Source organism: Neobacillus muris (assembly GCF_943193175.1).
GTDB lineage: Bacteria > Bacillota > Bacilli > Bacillales > Cytobacillaceae > Neobacillus > Neobacillus muris.
In genome coordinates this window covers 19,528-36,552 of record NZ_CALPDF010000046.1, presented here as the reverse complement: position 1 = coordinate 36,552, position 17,025 = coordinate 19,528, and the positions used below count along the sequence as shown (strand labels likewise).

General features: G+C 40.2%; 15 protein-coding genes and 1 pseudogene. 3 read left to right on the top strand and 13 right to left on the bottom strand.

The genetic code is table 11. From position 1 onward, the window contains the following. Positions 1 to 74: 74 nt before the first annotated feature. From NFS43_RS20900 to NFS43_RS20875, 6 genes and pseudogenes are all read right to left on the bottom strand, one after another. Positions 75 to 401, bottom strand: a pseudogene (locus NFS43_RS20900) (toprim domain-containing protein); the annotation flags it as partial. A gap of 123 nt (positions 402 to 524) precedes the next feature. Further along, positions 525 to 2,264: a thiol reductant ABC exporter subunit CydC gene (gene cydC, locus NFS43_RS20895; protein WP_251554748.1), complete on the bottom strand. Its 1,740-nt coding sequence runs from the start codon at positions 2,262 to 2,264 to the stop codon at positions 525 to 527. Further along, entirely contained in the window at positions 2,265 to 3,980 is a 1,716-nt protein-coding gene (gene cydD / locus NFS43_RS20890) for a thiol reductant ABC exporter subunit CydD (protein ID WP_251554747.1), read from the bottom strand. Beyond that, complete coding sequence (cydB, locus tag NFS43_RS20885; RefSeq protein WP_251554746.1) at positions 3,980 to 4,993, bottom strand: cytochrome d ubiquinol oxidase subunit II; 1,014 nt, start codon at positions 4,991 to 4,993, stop codon at positions 3,980 to 3,982. Before cydB ends, cydD begins: the two co-directional genes overlap by 1 nt. 1 nt (position 4,994) lies before the next feature. After that, positions 4,995 to 6,398 (bottom strand): cytochrome ubiquinol oxidase subunit I, encoded by a 1,404-nt coding sequence (locus tag NFS43_RS20880; protein WP_251554745.1) that lies wholly within the window; start codon positions 6,396 to 6,398, stop codon positions 4,995 to 4,997. Positions 6,399 to 6,648: 250 nt separating this feature from the next. Next, positions 6,649 to 6,927 carry a hypothetical protein gene (locus tag NFS43_RS20875; protein WP_251554744.1) on the bottom strand — a complete coding sequence of 93 codons (279 nt, stop codon included), beginning with the start codon at positions 6,925 to 6,927 and terminating at the stop codon, positions 6,649 to 6,651. A gap of 271 nt (positions 6,928 to 7,198) precedes the next feature. Here NFS43_RS20875 and cspD point away from each other — a divergent pair, with 271 nt between their 5' ends. After that, a complete protein-coding gene (gene cspD, locus NFS43_RS20870; protein ID WP_042457673.1) occupies positions 7,199 to 7,399 on the top strand; it encodes a cold-shock protein CspD in 201 nt (66 codons plus the stop codon). A gap of 53 nt (positions 7,400 to 7,452) precedes the next feature. Here the strand turns inward: cspD and NFS43_RS20865 are convergent, their stop codons facing one another. Together NFS43_RS20865 and NFS43_RS20860 are read right to left on the bottom strand one after the other, a co-directional pair. Next, positions 7,453 to 7,638: a zinc-finger domain-containing protein gene (locus NFS43_RS20865; RefSeq protein WP_251554743.1), complete on the bottom strand. Its 186-nt coding sequence runs from the start codon at positions 7,636 to 7,638 to the stop codon at positions 7,453 to 7,455. Positions 7,639 to 7,684: 46 nt separating this feature from the next. Then, the gene (locus NFS43_RS20860; protein WP_251554742.1) at positions 7,685 to 8,341 is read right to left on the bottom strand and encodes a reverse transcriptase-like protein; all 657 of its coding nucleotides are present in this window, start codon (positions 8,339 to 8,341) and stop codon (positions 7,685 to 7,687) included. 204 nt (positions 8,342 to 8,545) lie between these two features. Here NFS43_RS20860 and NFS43_RS20855 point away from each other — a divergent pair, with 204 nt between their 5' ends. Continuing rightward, a complete protein-coding gene (locus NFS43_RS20855; protein ID WP_251554741.1) occupies positions 8,546 to 9,466 on the top strand; it encodes a DMT family transporter in 921 nt (306 codons plus the stop codon). Positions 9,467 to 9,510: 44 nt separating this feature from the next. Here the strand turns inward: NFS43_RS20855 and NFS43_RS20850 are convergent, their stop codons facing one another. Further along, positions 9,511 to 10,005 (bottom strand): divergent PAP2 family protein, encoded by a 495-nt coding sequence (locus NFS43_RS20850; RefSeq protein ID WP_251554739.1) that lies wholly within the window; start codon positions 10,003 to 10,005, stop codon positions 9,511 to 9,513. Between the two features lie 83 nt (positions 10,006 to 10,088). On the opposite strand from NFS43_RS20850, the gene sspL reads away from it, so the two are divergent. Beyond that, complete coding sequence (gene sspL / locus NFS43_RS20845; protein ID WP_251554738.1) at positions 10,089 to 10,226, top strand: small, acid-soluble spore protein L; 138 nt, start codon at positions 10,089 to 10,091, stop codon at positions 10,224 to 10,226. 72 nt (positions 10,227 to 10,298) lie between these two features. Here the strand turns inward: sspL and NFS43_RS20840 are convergent, their stop codons facing one another. From NFS43_RS20840 to NFS43_RS20825, 4 genes are all read right to left on the bottom strand, one after another. Beyond that, a complete protein-coding gene (locus NFS43_RS20840; RefSeq protein ID WP_251554736.1) occupies positions 10,299 to 11,192 on the bottom strand; it encodes a 5'-3' exonuclease in 894 nt (297 codons plus the stop codon). Between the two features lie 121 nt (positions 11,193 to 11,313). Further along, on the bottom strand, positions 11,314 to 14,991 hold the full coding sequence (locus tag NFS43_RS20835; protein WP_251554735.1) for a dynamin family protein: 3,678 nt from the start codon (positions 14,989 to 14,991) through the stop codon (positions 11,314 to 11,316). 331 nt (positions 14,992 to 15,322) lie between these two features. Further along, positions 15,323 to 15,892: an isoprenylcysteine carboxyl methyltransferase family protein gene (locus tag NFS43_RS20830; RefSeq protein WP_251554734.1), complete on the bottom strand. Its 570-nt coding sequence runs from the start codon at positions 15,890 to 15,892 to the stop codon at positions 15,323 to 15,325. Then, the gene (locus NFS43_RS20825) at positions 15,889 to 16,980 is read right to left on the bottom strand and encodes a type III polyketide synthase (protein ID WP_251554733.1); all 1,092 of its coding nucleotides are present in this window, start codon (positions 16,978 to 16,980) and stop codon (positions 15,889 to 15,891) included. Before NFS43_RS20825 ends, NFS43_RS20830 begins: the two co-directional genes overlap by 4 nt. Positions 16,981 to 17,025: the final 45 nt, after the last annotated feature.

Sequence of the window (17,025 nt, the reverse complement as noted above, 5' to 3'; positions counted from 1 at the left end):
ATGGATACATGCATAGCAATGGAAAGGATAAAATAATTTTTTATGTACATATGTAATTATAGAGATACGTCACAATCGCCGGCATGAATGATTTCTGACACCCGGGAATCAGAGACTAGTTTTTTTATGATCGCAAATTGTTTGAATTTATCTTTCGTCACTTCGTATTCAAATTGCTCAGGTATGATGGGCAAATTATCTAATGACCACTTTTTCCAATCCTGCCGGTATTTTTCAGGCGGTATTAGGTGGCAAATATGTCCTATCGCCCATGTAACAAAGGCTCCATTAGGAAACAGCTCGTTCGGAAACACCTCTATAAATCCATTTTGTCTTTTATGTTTAAAAACAGATGCCAGAGCAGAACCTTGATCTGGTTTTTCAGCAATAATCAATTTCATATGATAACCCCTTTTTAAGGTGGATCATGCTTCTTAATCGGACTAGAAGCCCCAAAGAGAAAAACTTTGCTCTTCATTTTACCTGTTAGTTTGATGGTAAGTAAAGATTAAAAATCATAGATTTTAAGCTTCAAAAGGATGATCCAAATGGTAAAGCCTCCGATATTTTTCCTCAGTTTCCATCAGAAACCTATGGCTTCCTTCCATAGAAATCACGCCTCGATCTAGAAATAAAATTCGGTCCATACATTCTACACCAGCAAGATGATGAGTCACCCAAATAATCGTTTTATCCTTTAATGTTTCGAAAATCGTTTTAAGCAATTTTACTTCTGTAATCGGATCAAGACCAACAGTTGGTTCATCCAATAGAACAATCGGTGTATTCTGCAGAAGAATCCTCGCCAATGCAACCCTCTGCCGTTCACCGCCTGAAAACCGCTGGCCTGTTTCCTGCATATTCGTTTCATATCCATTGGGCAATTGGATAATCATCTCATCGAGTTGAACAAGTTTACAAACCTTTCGGACTTCTTCATCTGAAGCATTTGGATTTCCTAAGCGGATATTGTTCATTATGGAGGTATTAAATAAATAGGCCTTTTGATTTAATACGCTTATCCATTTCGCCATTTCTGGACGGAGGTCAACCACATTTTGGCCGTTGATCCGCACTTCACCAGATAAGGGCGGTAAATACCCTTGAATTAGTTTTAACAGTGTTGACTTGCCAGAACCGCTCCGGCCAATCACCGCTATCTTTTCTCCTGGTTTAATCGAAGTGTTTATATGGTTCAACAAATGGGTTTCCTGAGTATATCCAAATGTAAGCTGAACCATTTCTATCAACAGTGCGGAGTCAGCAGGCAAAGATTTATTAGCCGCAGTATTTTCATTTGATTCATAATGTTTGTTGGATCCTGCCATTTCTAGGCGCTGAAATGAATCTTGATAAATGGCCGTTTCACTGATCACATCAGAAAGCGGCAAAAATGATTCCAATAACGATATCATGGAAAGGCCGATGGCAGCAATAAAAACGGGCGATAACTCCCCATTCTCTGCCATTCCTCCTGCCCAGGCAATCGAAGCGATTACACTGATACCCAAAACCAACTGAGAGCCTAAATCCCGCCAATTCACAAATGTTTGTTTTTTCTTTTCCATTCCGTACAATGCTTGTTCTTGAATGACATAGTCATCAATATATTTCGGGTAATTCCCGCTAATGATCCAATCACTGATTCCCATTATTCCATCGGTAAATTGCTGATAAAGCACATTTCTTGCCTTTTTAATCGTCAAATTCTTCTTTTTGACAATAATGAGAGAAACTGCGGGACCCACAAATACCAATTGGCCAATCAGGACAAAGAGCAGAATGGCAAAAGGAAGGGAGAATAGGCCTGAGCAAATAATGACCACAGTATAAACGGTAAGTGAAACGATGGAAGGGAACAAGGTCCTTAAATAAAAATTCTGCAATAGCTCAATATCATTAGCCAGCAGCCCTAACATATCCCCCGTCCGAAAGGCAGTTTGAATCGAAATGGCCTTTGGCTCCACCAGTTTATACAATTTCACACGCAGGCTCGATAAAATTTTCAATATGAATGAGTGAGAGAATAATCTTTCAACATAGCTGAAAACTGCCCGGCCCAGACCAAAGGCACGAACTCCCACAATCGGCACATAGACCATCAGAATCGATTCAGGTCTGGTTGCCGACTTGGAGATTAAATAGCCGGAAGTAAACATTAACGCCCCTCCAAGAAGAAGCGTTAAGGTTCCCAAAAGACAGGAAAGGAAAAACAAACGGCGGTATTGAAACAGATAAGGTAAAATCCATTTTTCCTTTTCCATTTAAAATTCTCCTTTCTGGGCCTGGACCAGACGATAATAGGCTGATTTTTGCTCCATTAATTGTTGGTGGGTACCTGTTTCAACGATTTGCCCATTGTCCAAAACAATGATTTCATCCATTTCCCGCATCCAATGGATTCGGTGTGTCGCAAAGAAGACTAATTTGCCAGAAAATAATTTCAGCATGGTTTCCTTTAATTCTGCTTCTGTTTCAATATCCAGGTGGGCAGTCGGCTCATCAAGCAAAATAATCGGTCTCCTGCCTAAAAAGGCACGCGCAATGGCAATCCGCTGTTCCTGCCCCCCGCTCAATGTACGCCCTCCTTCCCCAATCAACGTTTCCATACCCTCCGGCAATGATTGAACAACCTCCAGCAACCCTGCATGCTTAATGGCTTCTTTTACTTCCCATTCAGTCGCAGTGGGTTCATAAAAGCGAATATTATTAATCATGGTATCGTTAAATATATAGGGATTTTGCGGGATGTATGTGATTTGCTTCTGCCAATCATGGAAAGACAAAGATGACAACTTTTTCTCATTTAGCTGAAACTCTCCAGATAATGGGGATATAAAACCGCTTAACAAATTTATCAATGTTGATTTGCCTGCACCGCTTGCCCCAATGATTCCGATCCGTTTAGATCCCTTTATAAAAAACTCTATATCTTTTAAGCCTGCATGATGATTTTCTGAATATTGAACATTCAGCCCATGAAGGGATAATTCACAGGATGGAGTCCAAATGGGCAGTTCTTCCTTGGAAGGAAGTAAGGCTGTTTCAGTTAAAATGGCACTGATTTTTTCACCTGCATTTTTTCCATCCAGGGTTGCATGGTAATCCGCCCCGAATTCCCTGACCGGAAGAAAATACTCGGGAGCTAAAATCAAAATCGTTAACGCCGTAGGTAATGGAATCGCACCGTCAATTAGCCCAAGCCCTAAAAAAACTGCTACAGTGGCAATCGAGAGCATCGTAAAAAAATCTAAAGCAAAAGTTGACAAGAAGGCTATTTTTAATGTGGAGATCGTAGCACTGCGGTAATTCTCACTCACCTTCTTGATATTCTTAACATGTTGTTTGCTCAGTCCTAGATATTTGAGTGTTTCCAGTCCCCTTAATGAATCGACAAAATGATTTGCAAGCAATTGATATGTGTGAAATTGCCTGTCCGCTTTACTCCTTGCAGCAAGCCCAAGCAATATCATAAACACAATTAGAATCGGCATCACTGCCAGTAAGATTATGGCAGAACGGGTATGAAACCAAAAACTATAAACGATGATAGCCGTAGGAATAATTGACATATTCATTGTTTTAACAATAATCAGTTCAATATATCTGCGGAATTTTAACAAACCATCCATGACCAATGTTACAGTCTGCCCGGTACCTGCTTCTCTTACATATTGGGGTCCAAGATGAAATAGTTTTTGAACGAGGGACTTTCGGAGGCTTTCACTTGTTTGGGCTGCAAAATGAAAGGCTATATTCTTTTTCAAAACAGCAAGGAGTTGACGGAATAATAGAGCGCATAAATAAATGGCTAATTCATCCATGACTGTTGGAAGCAAATCTCCTCTAAATAAAGAGGAGATTGCTTCCGCCAAAGCATATGCCTGGAGGATGATCATAACGCTTTGCAGGACAGTTAACGATCCTAACTTCCATAAAACTGGTTTGATTCCATTTAAGGTAAATAATGCTCTATCCATCAGTAAGTTAAATGCTCCTTATTTGTTACCCTTCTTCGGAATATATAGTAGCTCCAAATCGTATAGCCGAGAACAAAGGGCAAAATCGTAAATGCCACAATCGTCATAACCTTAAGGGAATATCCGCCGCTTGATGCATTGTACACAGTCAAGTCATAGGCTTTATTAATGGAACTGATCATAACCCGCGGGAATAGCCCTGCAAAAATTGCCGAAACCGTCAAGGCCAAACCCAAACCAGACATGGTAAACGCCCATCCTTCCCGCTTGGTTGAGATCGCATAGAAGCCTGCACCGTAAGCAAGGACGATGAATAGGACAATGATTAATTCCGGCACCAGCCTGACTTGAAAAATATCCGTCATTGTCCAAGATAATCCCACAAAGACGACCAGTGAACCCAAAATCGCCAAATGGATTTTTTTCGCTAATGCTGCAGCACGTGTTCTCAAATCACCATCCGTCTTTAAGGCCAGAAAATGCAATCCATGCAGGAAGCAGAGAAGCGTTACAGTTAGGCCGCCCCATAGTGAATAAAGATTAATAAAATCTGAGAATCCGGCTGACATGTTCATGTCCTCTTGAATCGGCATGCCTCTAAGCATGCTTGTAAACAAAACCCCCAATAAGAATGGCGGCAATAAACTGCTGCCAAAAATAACCCAATCCCAAACATTTGTCCAGCGGGTGCTATCAACCTTGCGGCGGAATTCAAACGAAACGCCCCGGCCGATTAAGCAAATCAATACTACAAACAATGGTAAGTAATAACCGCTGAACATAGTGGCATACCAATTTGGGAAAGCGGCGAAAATAGCGCCGCCGCCTGTGAGCAGCCACACTTCATTGGCATCCCAGAACGGCCCGATGGTATTCACCAAGATGGTCCGTTCCGTCTGATTACGGGCTAGAAACCTGGAGGACATGCCCACGCCAAAGTCAAATCCCTCGAGGAAGAAGAAGCCAATAAACACAACGGCAATTAGCACAAACCATAATTCACTTAATTCCATCTTAAGCACCTACCTTAAATGGGTCCGTTGTTAGATGTGTACCGTGACCTGACAGTTGTTCCGGACCTTTTTTCACTTCACGGACGATCAGGTAAACCATTACGCCAAATAGAATCGTAAAAACAGCTAGATACATGATCGTTGAAAATAGAATCATGCCGGCAGGAACATTTGGAGAAACAGCATCAGCTGTTGTCATTAGGCCAAAAACGGTCCAAGGCTGCCGCCCCACTTCTGTCATCATCCAGCCAAATGTGTTTGCCAAAAACGGAAATGCGATTCCAGCAAGAAAGAACTTTAATAATAAGGTACTTTTATCAAGTCGTCCTTTTCTTAATTGGAGCAGGCCAATAATCGGAAGAAGAATCATCAGTACACCAAAACCAATCATTAATCGGAAGCTCCAGTATGTGGTTTTAACAGGCGGTATATAATTTGTGCCTTCGCCAACAATGGAATCATATTTAGCCTGATATTCTTTCTGAAGGGTTTCCATCCCTTTTAAGCTGCCTTCAAATTTGGAATAGGATAAAAAACTTAACGCATAAGGAATATTAAGTTCGAATGTATTTTTATGGTTTTCTGAGTCAATCAGAGCAACTCCCGACCAAGGAGCCGGATCCGCTGTATCCTCCCAAATCCCCTCTGCCGCAGCCATTTTCATGGGCTGTGTTTTAACAAGGTATTGAGCCTGGGAATGTCCGCTAAGCGCAACGCCGATACTTCCAATAAGGCCAAAAATCATGGCCATTTTCATCGATTTTCTGTAAAAAGCCAAATGTTTCTTTCTTAACAAATGGTAGGCACTAATGCCAGCGACAAAGAATGCTCCTGTACAAATCGCCCCGGTGATAACGTGAGGGAATTCAACCAGCAATTGGCCATTGGTAATCAGGGCAAGAAAGTCATTCATTTCTGCGCGGCCGTTTTTAATGGAAAAGCCAACTGGAACCTGCATAAAAGAGTTGGCCGTTAAAATCCAAACAGCCGACAATGCCGTGCCTAGAGACACAAGCCAAATGCATGCCAAATGGAGCTTTTTCGATAAACGCTCCCAGCCAAAAATCCAGATGCCAATAAAGGTAGATTCCATAAAAAAGGCAAGCAGCGCTTCAATGGCCAGCGGCGCACCAAATACATCTCCGACAAATCTGGAATAGTCCGACCAGTTCATCCCAAACTGGAATTCCTGAATTATCCCTGTTACTACTCCCACCGCAAAATTGATTAAAAACAAATGTCCCCAAAACTTAGCCATTTTTTTGTAGAGCTCATCTTTTTTAACAACATAGAATGTCTCCATTACTGCAACCATAAGCACGAGACCAATAGATAGTGGAACAAAGAAGAAATGGAATATAGTCGTTGCAGCAAATTGGAATCTGGCTAAAATAACCGGATCCACTTTAATCCCTCCTTTTTTTAATATAAACATAGTGTTTATGTTTATTTGCTCACAATTTCACAAATAGTTTCAATAAAAATGATGTATAGGTCCATTTACTGATTGCTATTTTTGAAGTTGTGATTTAAGTCACTTATATATTATCAAATTTAACCAATTTTATTGGATTTATCTGTGCCAAATTTGTGACCAATGTATGAATTTGTAAAGGGAACTATCCAAAAGACAGTTCCCTTTACAAAACTAATACTTAAATTTGACTGGATATGGAGCCCTCCATATACCAATTTTCTTTCGGGATGATATTGGAAACGGTTAAAATGAGGGAAGGAATTCGTTCCACATCAAAGATGATTGCGCCTATTTTTTTGGTAAACATAATGAAAGCACTGCCATGCGAGAAGGAACCCAATTTGCTGCCAATGTGCAGCAAAGACATGAGTATTGCCTGTTTTTCTGCTTCTTCCATCAAAATCTGCGGTGAGAATCGTAAAATCCATTCTTCATTCTCAATGGAAAAACGGAACATTTGTCCCACCCCAATACAAAAATAGTATTAATAAAACATATGAAGCAGAAGTTGTTTTATGTTAGGGGTCATCAACTAAATTTGTCATTGTGTCCATAATGGTACTTTTACAAGAAAACAAACGGTCTCTCCTTGACTGTCCATTTCTGATATTGTATATTTAAATCATCATGTAATCGAATACATTAGCTTTCGCTTTGGTCATTTGTTACATGGTAATATTTAACTTTGACACTATGGTGTCTTGAAAGGCTTAGGAGGAAAATAGCACATGCAAACTGGTAAAGTAAAATGGTTTAACAATGAAAAAGGCTTTGGTTTTATCGAAGTTGAAGGCGGAGACGATGTATTCGTACATTTCAGCGCAATCCAAGGTGATGGATACAAATCACTAGAAGAAGGCCAAGAAGTTTCTTTCGAAATCGTTGAAGGAAATCGCGGACCTCAAGCTGCAAACGTTGTAAAACTATAATTCATAAATTACTAATAATGATTAAAGGCTGACCATTTTGTCAGCCTTTTTATTTAGGATAATTTTTCCCCGCACTGTTTAATTTTTTCTCCAATTGTACATTGGGTAATGCAAAAACGATGGGCTGCTCTCCGTCCGCTCTCCTTTTTTAGGTGGCGATGCAAAAAGCAGCCATCACAGTATTGCAGCATTAAGCTTTCAACCTGATGAAGCAATTCCTTTCTTTCCGGATAATTCACCTACTACCTACCCCCCTTTTCAAAATGCTGTCGAGATTCTACAGGTTTACAAAATGAGCGTTTTCGAAAAAATCTCCTTTCCTTGGAGAGCTTGGGTAGCTAACTTATCGGCTTCTTTGTTCTCACTGCGTGGGATCACAGTGTATTTTGGCTTTATGTCAAGAGTTTTCATTTTTTCTTCAATCCGATCGAGCCAGCGATTTAATGCTTCTTCATAGCATGGCCATTCTCCCTCGAGCTGTTTTAATACAACCTGTGAGTCTCCCTTAAATTCACAGGTTAAATGATGGACCCCCAAGTCCTCAAGCAAATTCAAGGCATGGTAAAATGCTGCATATTCTGCTTCATTATTGGTTTCCATTTCATCAAATAGTTGATTGGCCCGAATGCGGTATTTCTTTTTTCCTTGTTTGAAAAAAGCGACTACACCCAATCCAGCCTGATTGGTTTCCTTTTGGAATCCTCCATCAAAGAAAATCGTGATATCATGAGGATCTTCTTCAATCTCGGCCATCAACTTTTTCATTTCCTTCATGATCCACGAAGTTCCATTCTCATCGTAAAAATACAAGTCAGTAATTTTCCCGCTTGTCTCCAGTTCATTGCCTATTTGAATGGCCGTCTCACCCGAGACCCATTCAGAGGAGAACTGAACCTTTTCACCACTTTTTAATTTATGCATCCACTCTAACCGATATTTCATTCATTTCAGCCTTTCATCTTGGAATGATAAGAGATATATCTTATTGTATGATGGGATATATTCCTTATCATACCCAGTTGATCAATAGAAATATATTTTAATGCTCTAAAGTGCAAAATATGGTAAACTGACTTTTATATGAAAAGTATTTAATCAGTCGAACATAAGGGATATATTGAAAACAGGGACCGGAGGAAGTTACATATGAATAAACCTTTAATGGCAGATTTAAGTTTGCTGTTTGTTACATTAATCTGGGGCATTACCTTTGTATTGGTCCAAAATGCCATTGATTTTCTTGAACCTTTTGCTTTTAATGGGATCCGCTTCTTTATTGCCGCATTACTATTGCTCGCCAGCCTGCTGATTTTTGATAGAAGGCAGTTAAAACGGTTAAATAAAAAAATAATGGGTATAGGCGTGTTTATTGGCTTTTGGTTATTCCTAGGCTACGTTACCCAGACAATTGGGCTTTTATATACAACCACATCAAAAGCCGGTTTTATTACTGGATTAAGTGTTGTTTTAGTGCCGATGTTTTCGATGCTTTTGCTTAAACAGATTCCGGGGAAAAATGCCTTAATTGGTGTGTTGACTGCAACGGTTGGATTGTTCTTGCTGACGATGACAGATATTTCCGGCTTGACTGCCGGGGATGGATTTGTATTTATCTGTGCCATTAGTTTTGCTATGCATATCATTATCACTGGGAAATTTTCAAACCAATATCCAACGCTGCTTTTAACGGTGATTCAAATATCAACTGTTGCCATATTCTCATTGGCTTCCTCTTTTTTATTCGAGAACTGGAGGAAATCCTTTAACCTGAATACTTTAATGAACGCAGATGTAGTGATTGCTTTAATTATCACAAGTGTTTTTGCAACGGCCATCGCCTTTTACATTCAAACTAATTTTCAAAAATATACCTCCGCCACAAGAGTGGCGTTAATCTTCGCGATGGAGCCCGTATTTGCAGCGATCACTGGCTACTTTTGGGCACATGAACGCTTATCGGCCAGTGCTTTTTTCGGGTGTTTGCTGATTTTCTTGGGCATGATCTTAGCGGAACTTCCGTCCAATAAGCTTCCGCTGCTGCGTAAACCAGGCAGTCTTAAAAGCTAAAAACTCCCTTTTGGGGAGTTTTTTTATTTGCTTGCCCATTAATCCTATTTAAAACTCACTTTAAACTTTGGCCATTTTCTTTCCTTTTTTGTGCATAGATGTCCAATGATTCCGACTAACACACCTACCACGGCTCCTCCAATGACCTCTTCCGGCTCATGTCCAAGAACTTCCTTCAACTTCTTAGGGGGTTTTTGTTCAAATTTCACCGTTTCATCCTGATGGATTTTTTCAATCAATTCATTCATTGAATTTACTTTCAAAGTCAGTTCCCCCGCCTGCCTTCTAACACCTTGAGCATCATACATGACAATCAGTCCATATATGAGAGAGAGGGCAAAGTCGACCGCCCGCAATCCCCTTTTCAATGCAATATACGTTGTTAGAGTACAAACGCCGGCAGAATGCGAGCTGGGCATGCCTCCAGTTCCAAAAAACACTTTTGGCCGCCATTCCCGCTTTTTGATATAGTGAATGGGTATTTTCAATCCTTGAGCAAGTCCAATGCTTAACAAGGCCAGATAAATGCCTCTATTCATATTCTCACCTCAAGTCTATTGTTCGAGAACCTGAGTTTTATTATTCGGGACTGGCCATACTAATTGATGGGAGGTGAAGAGAAGTGGGTAAAAAAGGTGGAGCAAACCGCGGAATCAAAGCTCCTGGGGTAAATCCGCAAGGGTATGGACAGGATGCAGAATTTTCAGAGGAACCAAAGAGCAAATTGGAGAATGCTGCTAAAAAGAGCAATAAAAAGTAAACAAAATGGCCATGAACGGACAGCAGCTATAAGGAAAAACAGGCTGTCCCGATACGAGACAGCCTGTCGTTTTTACGATATGACAGCTTCTTCAAGCGGCAGCAGGTTTCTTGCTCCACGAAGTTCTAATTCCATTAATTTGTTTAATGCCTTGTCTCTTTCTATTTTTAGTCCTGCTTCACCTAAGCTGCAGCTGACTGGTACATCGCATTTTATTTCTGCCAGCAATCTAGATAAACGAAGCATCTCTAAATCCTGTTCAATTTTGGTTTTATGGGATTTGGACAGCGAATCTAAATTGGCAACGATATCTTCTACATGATTATACTCTTTTAAAAGCTTTAAAGCCGTTTTTTCACCAATTCCTTTTACACCAGGGTAGTTATCACTAGGGTCCCCCATTAATGCTTTCAAATCAATCATTTGCCGGGGTGTAATCCCTTTTTCCTCAAAAAATGTTTGTGGTGTATGGACGAGATAATTTCCGTAGCCCTTTTTCAGCAGGATGACGGAGATCTTTTCATCCAACAGTTGGAGTATGTCTTGGTCTCCGGTCAAAATAGAAACATTAGCATGGTTCTTCACTTGGTTGGCGATAGTTCCGATACAATCATCCGCTTCAAATCCTTCCAAGCCAATATTGGGAATATCAAAGGATGCAACCACCTCTTTGACTAGATCAAATTGAGGAATTAATTCTACAGGTGCTTCCCCACGGTTCCCTTTATAATCAGGGAATAACTCGGTCCGGAACGTCTTGCTGCCCATATCCCAACAAACAGCGGCATGGGATGGCTTAAAGGTCGATACAGCAGTAAATAGATGCTTTATAAAACCATAAATTCCATTAGTTGGAATGCCTTTTGAATTAATCATAAATTGCCCTGTAACAGCCGTTGCATAAAAGGCTCGAAATAACAATGCCATGCCGTCAACAAGCAGAAAAGATGGCTGTTGCTTATTCATTTTGGACCTCCTCTTTTTAGCAGCGGGCTCTTAGAGAGAACTTCCCGCATTGCCGCCTGTTTATAAAAGCAGCACGATTTCCATTATAACATAAGTTGAACCCGGAAGCCTGCGCAATTCCTTATTCTTTTTCACAATCTAATTCGTCAACTTCTTCCAGTTTCTGTTTAATAGCAGCCAGCCTGTCAATGGATAAGCCGCCTTCCAATGCTGCCAAAAGGCTATCAAAGTAATCTTTCACCTGTTCACTCATTTCTTGTAATAAAAGAGTGTACTCATTTGTTAAGTACTCCTTATAATGTTCCATTAAACGGGAAGACTCTTGTGATAAATACACATCTGCCATCGGGTCTATTTGACTGTATAGCTCCGTGCTCATCAACTTCTTCTCATCCTTTTCAAAAAACGCCTTCGGATTCTTGAAATACGCTAAAGCCTTGGTAAAATCCTGCTGGGTTGTATCCTTAAACGCCATTGGAAAATCAATTTCTTTTCCAGCACGTTTTTCATAAGCTGAAAATGAAATATCCGGATTGATTTGATTAATCATCTGCTGAAGTGAAATCTGATACTCCTGCAGAAGCTTCTCAAGAAAACGTTCCAGCCTGACAGTTGTTGCCCGCATTTCCTGGGCAAAATCAAAACCTATACTTTCAAGAAATTCCTCCAGCGCTGCGTGCAATGCTTTTTTTATCGAGCGCCCGTCATTTTTAAGAACAGCTGGGTTAAATGCTTCTTTAAAGAAATCATTAAATCGGAAGAACACTCTCTGTTTGATATAAAAAACCAGTTCTTCTGCCTCTTGTGCCATTCGTATTTGAAGCGGGCTGATTTTTTGTTTTTCAAATATGTCTTGGATTGTAGACAATTGATGATGATATTCTTGCTGTTTCTCCTCTCTTTCTGTTTTATCTTGCTGTGAGCTTTGAATTAACCGGTTCACCATTTCACGGACCCTTTGCAATTCATTTTCTGCAGCTGAGATAGCCATTTCGGTTAACTCATTCGAAATAAACTGATAGAATCCCTGTTCAAAAAGGCTGATTCCAGATATCGTTTCTGGGCCAGGATTCCTTTTTTCATTCAACGCCTGCAGGCTCGAAACCGTATAAAGGTGGGGATTTCGAATTCCATATTGCGTTAACTGCCCCATTACATACTGAACAACCGCTTCCTTTTCCTCTTCACTTTCCGCTAAATCAATAGCATTAATGATAAAAAACATTTTATCCAGTTGAAATGATTCTTTCACCCTTCCAAGCTGAATTAAAAATTCGCGGTCTGCCCGTGAAAAAGCATGATTATAATAGGTAACAAATAAAATCGCATCCGAGTTTTTGATATAGTCAAAGGATACTCCTGTATGACGGGCATTGATTGAATCAGCTCCGGGGGTGTCGACAAGTGTGATGCCTTTCCTTGTCAGCTCACAATCATAATATAGCTCAATCCACTCTACATAACAGGATTTTTCCTCTTTCACAACATACTCATTAAATTCGCTGATATCCGTTTCTAAAATCGTTCCGAGCTGGTTAATCAGGGCATCATACCCCAATTTAAATGCCCGCAAGAAAGCGTAATGGGTTTTCTCAAGCGCATTTTCCTGTTCTGTCTCTTTAAAAACTTGATTTATTTTGGAAAGTGCTTGGGTGAAATCGTCTGCCCTTAAATCGAATACCTTCAAGGAACGATTAATATCCTCGAACATGGCCGCCCGATCCTTAAATTTTATCCGTACTGTTCCATGGCCGTAACGGGTAGTTACTGGCCTAATTTTATTGATTGCGGCCGTGGTTGGATTTGGTGAAACCGGAAGGACCTTATCCCCCATTAAAGCATTGGCAAATGAGGATTTCCCCGCACTAAAAGCCCCAAATAAAGCGACAGTAAACCCTTTATTCTCCAGCCTGGCTGCCTTCTCCGTTAATTCACCAGCCAGCTTTTGAAAACCTGGCAATTCTTCGATAAGCTGTGAAGCTTTGCGGAGCCGGGCACTTGTCTTTTTTACATCCCTTGCTTCAGGAATTGCTTTCAGGGCTTGCTGTTTTTGTCTGGCCGCGATTACTTGATTTTGGCCATTTGATTTTCCCCATTCCTCCGGCAGCCCTTGGGTTCTAACAATCTCGAATTCTTCCCTTTCCTGATTAAAAAGCCAATGGGAACTAGTTTTTAAAAATTTTTCTTCTGAAAGAAACTCTTCAATTTTCCTTTCCTTTTCTGCCATCCTGTTTTTAAACTCACGGATCCTTGAAAAGGCAGTTATATATTTTTCGATATCCTGGATTTCTCTTTGATATCGCTGAATCAGCTGCTCGTTTCGTTGTTTTAATGACGCTGCAAAACAGGTCCTAAACGGTGCTGATTGATTTCTAGCAGCTTTTTTAATCTCGTTTGCTACATCGTCTGTATATTGAAGCAGATATTGTCCGGATAGCCTTGCCCCCTGCTTTACGGCGTTTTGCAGTAAATCGACAGAAACAGGAATGGAATAAGTCTGGGCTAACTGTTGTGCTTCTCCATTTTGAATTCCCGTTTCCTTAAGAGTGCGAATCAGTAATTCCCTAATATGCCACTCAAGCTGTGATTTGGTTTTCTCAAGAATATCCTGATAAAACAGAGACAGCCTGTTCTCTTTCTCTTCATGGGTCTTCTGTTTGGAGAACAGGAAACCAACCTTAAATTCAGGCTGGCAGGACTCCAAGTAACTTTCCGCTAATTTTCTGGTTTGAAATGGCATCAAGTACGCATTGCTAAGCAATTTTTCCAGTTCGCGGTCAAATGCTTCCTCTTTTGCCAGCGTCCCTTCCTGCTCTGACTTTAATTGAGCTGACAGCTCCTTATATGTTTGTTCAATCGCTATTTTTTCCTCAATGGATCGTTCACTCACTAATTCAAAATAAGGAAGCAGGTCCTCTTCCTCCTGTTTTCTAATTTGTTCGAGATGATCCCTAGCTATTTTTTCCAATGAATGAAACAAAGAGGGCAAAAGCAAATACTGTGAGCGGTCTAGCTGCTCTAATATAAATGACTGCAGCTCGGCAAATTGATTATGGGGGTGGTCTTTCTCCCGCAAGGATGTATAAAATATTTTAGCAGGTTTTACTCCCCACGAAGCAAACGAGTCCCTCACACTTATTTGAAACTCCGAGAAACTCAATTCTTCCTCGCTGTGCTTGTCAATTTGATTGATAACTAAATAAACATCTTTTCCAGCTTCCATTAATTCTTTTGTAAAGAAAAAATTCAACTCCGCCTGGACGTGATTATAATCCATTACATAAAAGATTAAGTCTGCAAGATGAAGAGCGGATTCTGTTGCAACCCTGTGGGCATCATCAGCAGAATCAATGCCAGGTGTATCCATTATTATAGTGCCTGGCGGCAATACAGAACCGCTATGGCTTATCTCAATTTCCTGGATTTTGTCCCCATCCTTACAATAATTTTTTACGAGTTCATAATCATAAGGCGCCAAATATAATCTCGGTTTTTCATTTTTAAAAAACACCTTTGCATATTCATCACCTGATTTTACTTTAACAAGGTTGGCACTTGTTGGGATGGGGCTTGAGGGGAGAAGATTCTCCCCGACAACCCGGTTAATCATGGTTGATTTTCCGGCTGAAAAGTGCCCGCAAAAGGCAACCGTAAATTCCTGATTCGTAAACTTGTTAGCGAGCTGCTTCACTTTTTCAGCATGCCCGATATCTTTTTGCATGATTAGGTAGTCATATACAGAGACCAGTTTTTGCTTTAGTGTTTCAACGGTCTCATCTGATTTTACTGTTTTCACCATTTGTATACCCCTTAGCAGTCATAATAATATTTCTATTTTACACAATAATTCTGACTTTTCCTATTTTGACACTTCTTTCACAATTAAGTTTTTTAGAAATAAATAAGGTCAAGGATTCTCCTTGACCTTTGAAGATTTTTATTAGTGAGTCGTATTTTTTAAAACGTGCCTCATGACAAATGCATAAATGATAATGGTTGCTCCGGCAAAAGCATAAGTCATATGTAACACCACCTTATCAGCCTCATCTTAATGAGAATGATTTTCATCATTGATTAAAGTTTAGCATAATTGATAATCATTTTCAACAGCCTATAAGCGTTTGTCGAAATTATTTAACAATTTTCGGAATGAAGCGATAATAGCCTTTGAAATCATTTTTATACATTGTCAGCATACTCAACGCCTTTTCTTCTTCTGTTATCCTGACCCTAAGCACCATTGCATTTAATATTGTAAAAAGGCAGGCTGTTAAGTAACAATTAAATAGGAAGGGCACCACGATGAATTCCATTGAAACCACTAAATAATTGGGGTGCTTGATAAACCGGTAAGGTCCTTTTTTTATCACTTTTACCTCAGGAATGATAATAATTTTCGTGTTCCAGAATCTCCCCAATGTGGCAATAACCCAAATTCTAAGGCCTTCAATCGTGATCAACAATAAAACCAGCCCCTGCCAAACCGGTGATACCCCCCGATGGAGCAGCCACTTCTCTAATGTAAGAACCACAAAAAACAAAACATGCAGCAAAACGAGATAGCGGTAATGGTTCCTGCCAAATTCCACAGCTCCCTGCTGTTTCATCCACCGTTCATTCCCTCTTGCAAGAAATAATTCTGACAATCGCTGAACGATGAGGAATATAATGACTGATGCAAAAGGAAGAATATTATTCATTCTTGCCACCTCAATAATAGCAATTCAGAGCTGAATCCCGGACCTAGTGCTGTACAAAGGCCATAGGAGCCGCTTTGGATGTCCATTTCCAGGTACCTTCTTAGAACATACAGAATGGTAGCAGAAGACATGTTTCCATAATGTTTCAAAACCTGAAAAGAGAGATCAGTCATCGATGATGCAATTTCCAGTGATTTAATATACGCATCCAATACTTTTTTTCCGCCAGGATGAGCTATTAAATAATCAATCATCTTTAAAGAAAGATGATTCTTTTTTAAAAAATTTTTCACCGTGGGCTTTAACCATTTTTCAATAATATGTGGGATATCCCGTGAAAAAATAACAAATAACCCTTCATTCTTTACATCCCATCCCATGACATCAAGCGACTCAGGCATCAGGGAAGATTCCACCGCAAGGATGGATGGATAGGCTGTTTTCTGACCGATTTTGTTAAATTTGCATGCATCTCCACAAACCAAGACGCAGGCGATTCCATCGGAAAAGAGCGAAGTTCCAATTAAATTGCTTTTTGTGGCATCATTTGGTTGAAACGTTAAACTGCAAAGTTCGACCGATACCACAATCACCTTTGCCTCCGGAAAAGCTAAACAATATTCAAATGCACGTGATAAACCACTCGCCCCGCCCGCACAGCCGAGACCCCAGATAGGAATCCGTTTTGTGTGCGGACCAAACGGCAATTGATTCATAATTCTTGCCTCAATGCTTGGCGTGGCGATACCTGTTGAAGAAATAAAAAAAATCGCATCGATTTCCTCGTAGGCAATTGGTCTTTTAAGGAATTGGCTATTATGAAGGCATTTTTCTATAGCTGCTTTTCCCAGCTTGACCGCTTCCTCTACATACGCCTTATTTTTTTCCTCAAAAGTATGCCGTTCACGATACCAGGACAGGTCCTTTACAAAATATCTGGTTTCGATTTGTCCATTTGGAAATGCCCTTAATAAGCGATCGATATCTGTAAAGGAATCAGAAAATAATTCTCGGGCAAGCAGTGTTGCTTGCTCCTGCCTGATTTCATAAGGAGGAATAACCTCAGCTGCAGAAAGAATTGTCGGCATCTTCATTCTCCTTAGACTAATATAGGAGTATTTTTCCAATTCCCC

What these genes read in the sequence shown, in the direction of transcription:
- NFS43_RS20840 (WP_251554736.1), bottom strand. Translation starts at nt 11,192, where the DNA reads ATGAATAAGCAACAGCCATCTTTTCTGCTTGTTGACGGCATGGCATTG.
- NFS43_RS20850 (WP_251554739.1), bottom strand. Translation starts at nt 10,005, where the DNA reads ATGAATAGAGGCATTTATCTGGCCTTGTTAAGCATTGGACTTGCTCAA.
- NFS43_RS20875 (WP_251554744.1), bottom strand. Translation starts at nt 6,927, where the DNA reads ATGTTCCGTTTTTCCATTGAGAATGAAGAATGGATTTTACGATTCTCA.
- cspD (WP_042457673.1), top strand. Translation starts at nt 7,199, where the DNA reads ATGCAAACTGGTAAAGTAAAATGGTTTAACAATGAAAAAGGCTTTGGT.
- cydC (WP_251554748.1), bottom strand. Translation starts at nt 2,264, where the DNA reads ATGGAAAAGGAAAAATGGATTTTACCTTATCTGTTTCAATACCGCCGT.
- NFS43_RS20835 (WP_251554735.1), bottom strand. Translation starts at nt 14,991, where the DNA reads ATGGTGAAAACAGTAAAATCAGATGAGACCGTTGAAACACTAAAGCAA.
- NFS43_RS20825 (WP_251554733.1), bottom strand. Translation starts at nt 16,980, where the DNA reads ATGCCGACAATTCTTTCTGCAGCTGAGGTTATTCCTCCTTATGAAATC.
- cydD (WP_251554747.1), bottom strand. Translation starts at nt 3,980, where the DNA reads ATGGATAGAGCATTATTTACCTTAAATGGAATCAAACCAGTTTTATGG.
- cydB (WP_251554746.1), bottom strand. Translation starts at nt 4,993, where the DNA reads ATGGAATTAAGTGAATTATGGTTTGTGCTAATTGCCGTTGTGTTTATT.
- NFS43_RS20855 (WP_251554741.1), top strand. Translation starts at nt 8,546, where the DNA reads ATGAATAAACCTTTAATGGCAGATTTAAGTTTGCTGTTTGTTACATTA.
- NFS43_RS20860 (WP_251554742.1), bottom strand. Translation starts at nt 8,341, where the DNA reads ATGAAATATCGGTTAGAGTGGATGCATAAATTAAAAAGTGGTGAAAAG.
- NFS43_RS20830 (WP_251554734.1), bottom strand. Translation starts at nt 15,892, where the DNA reads ATGAATAATATTCTTCCTTTTGCATCAGTCATTATATTCCTCATCGTT.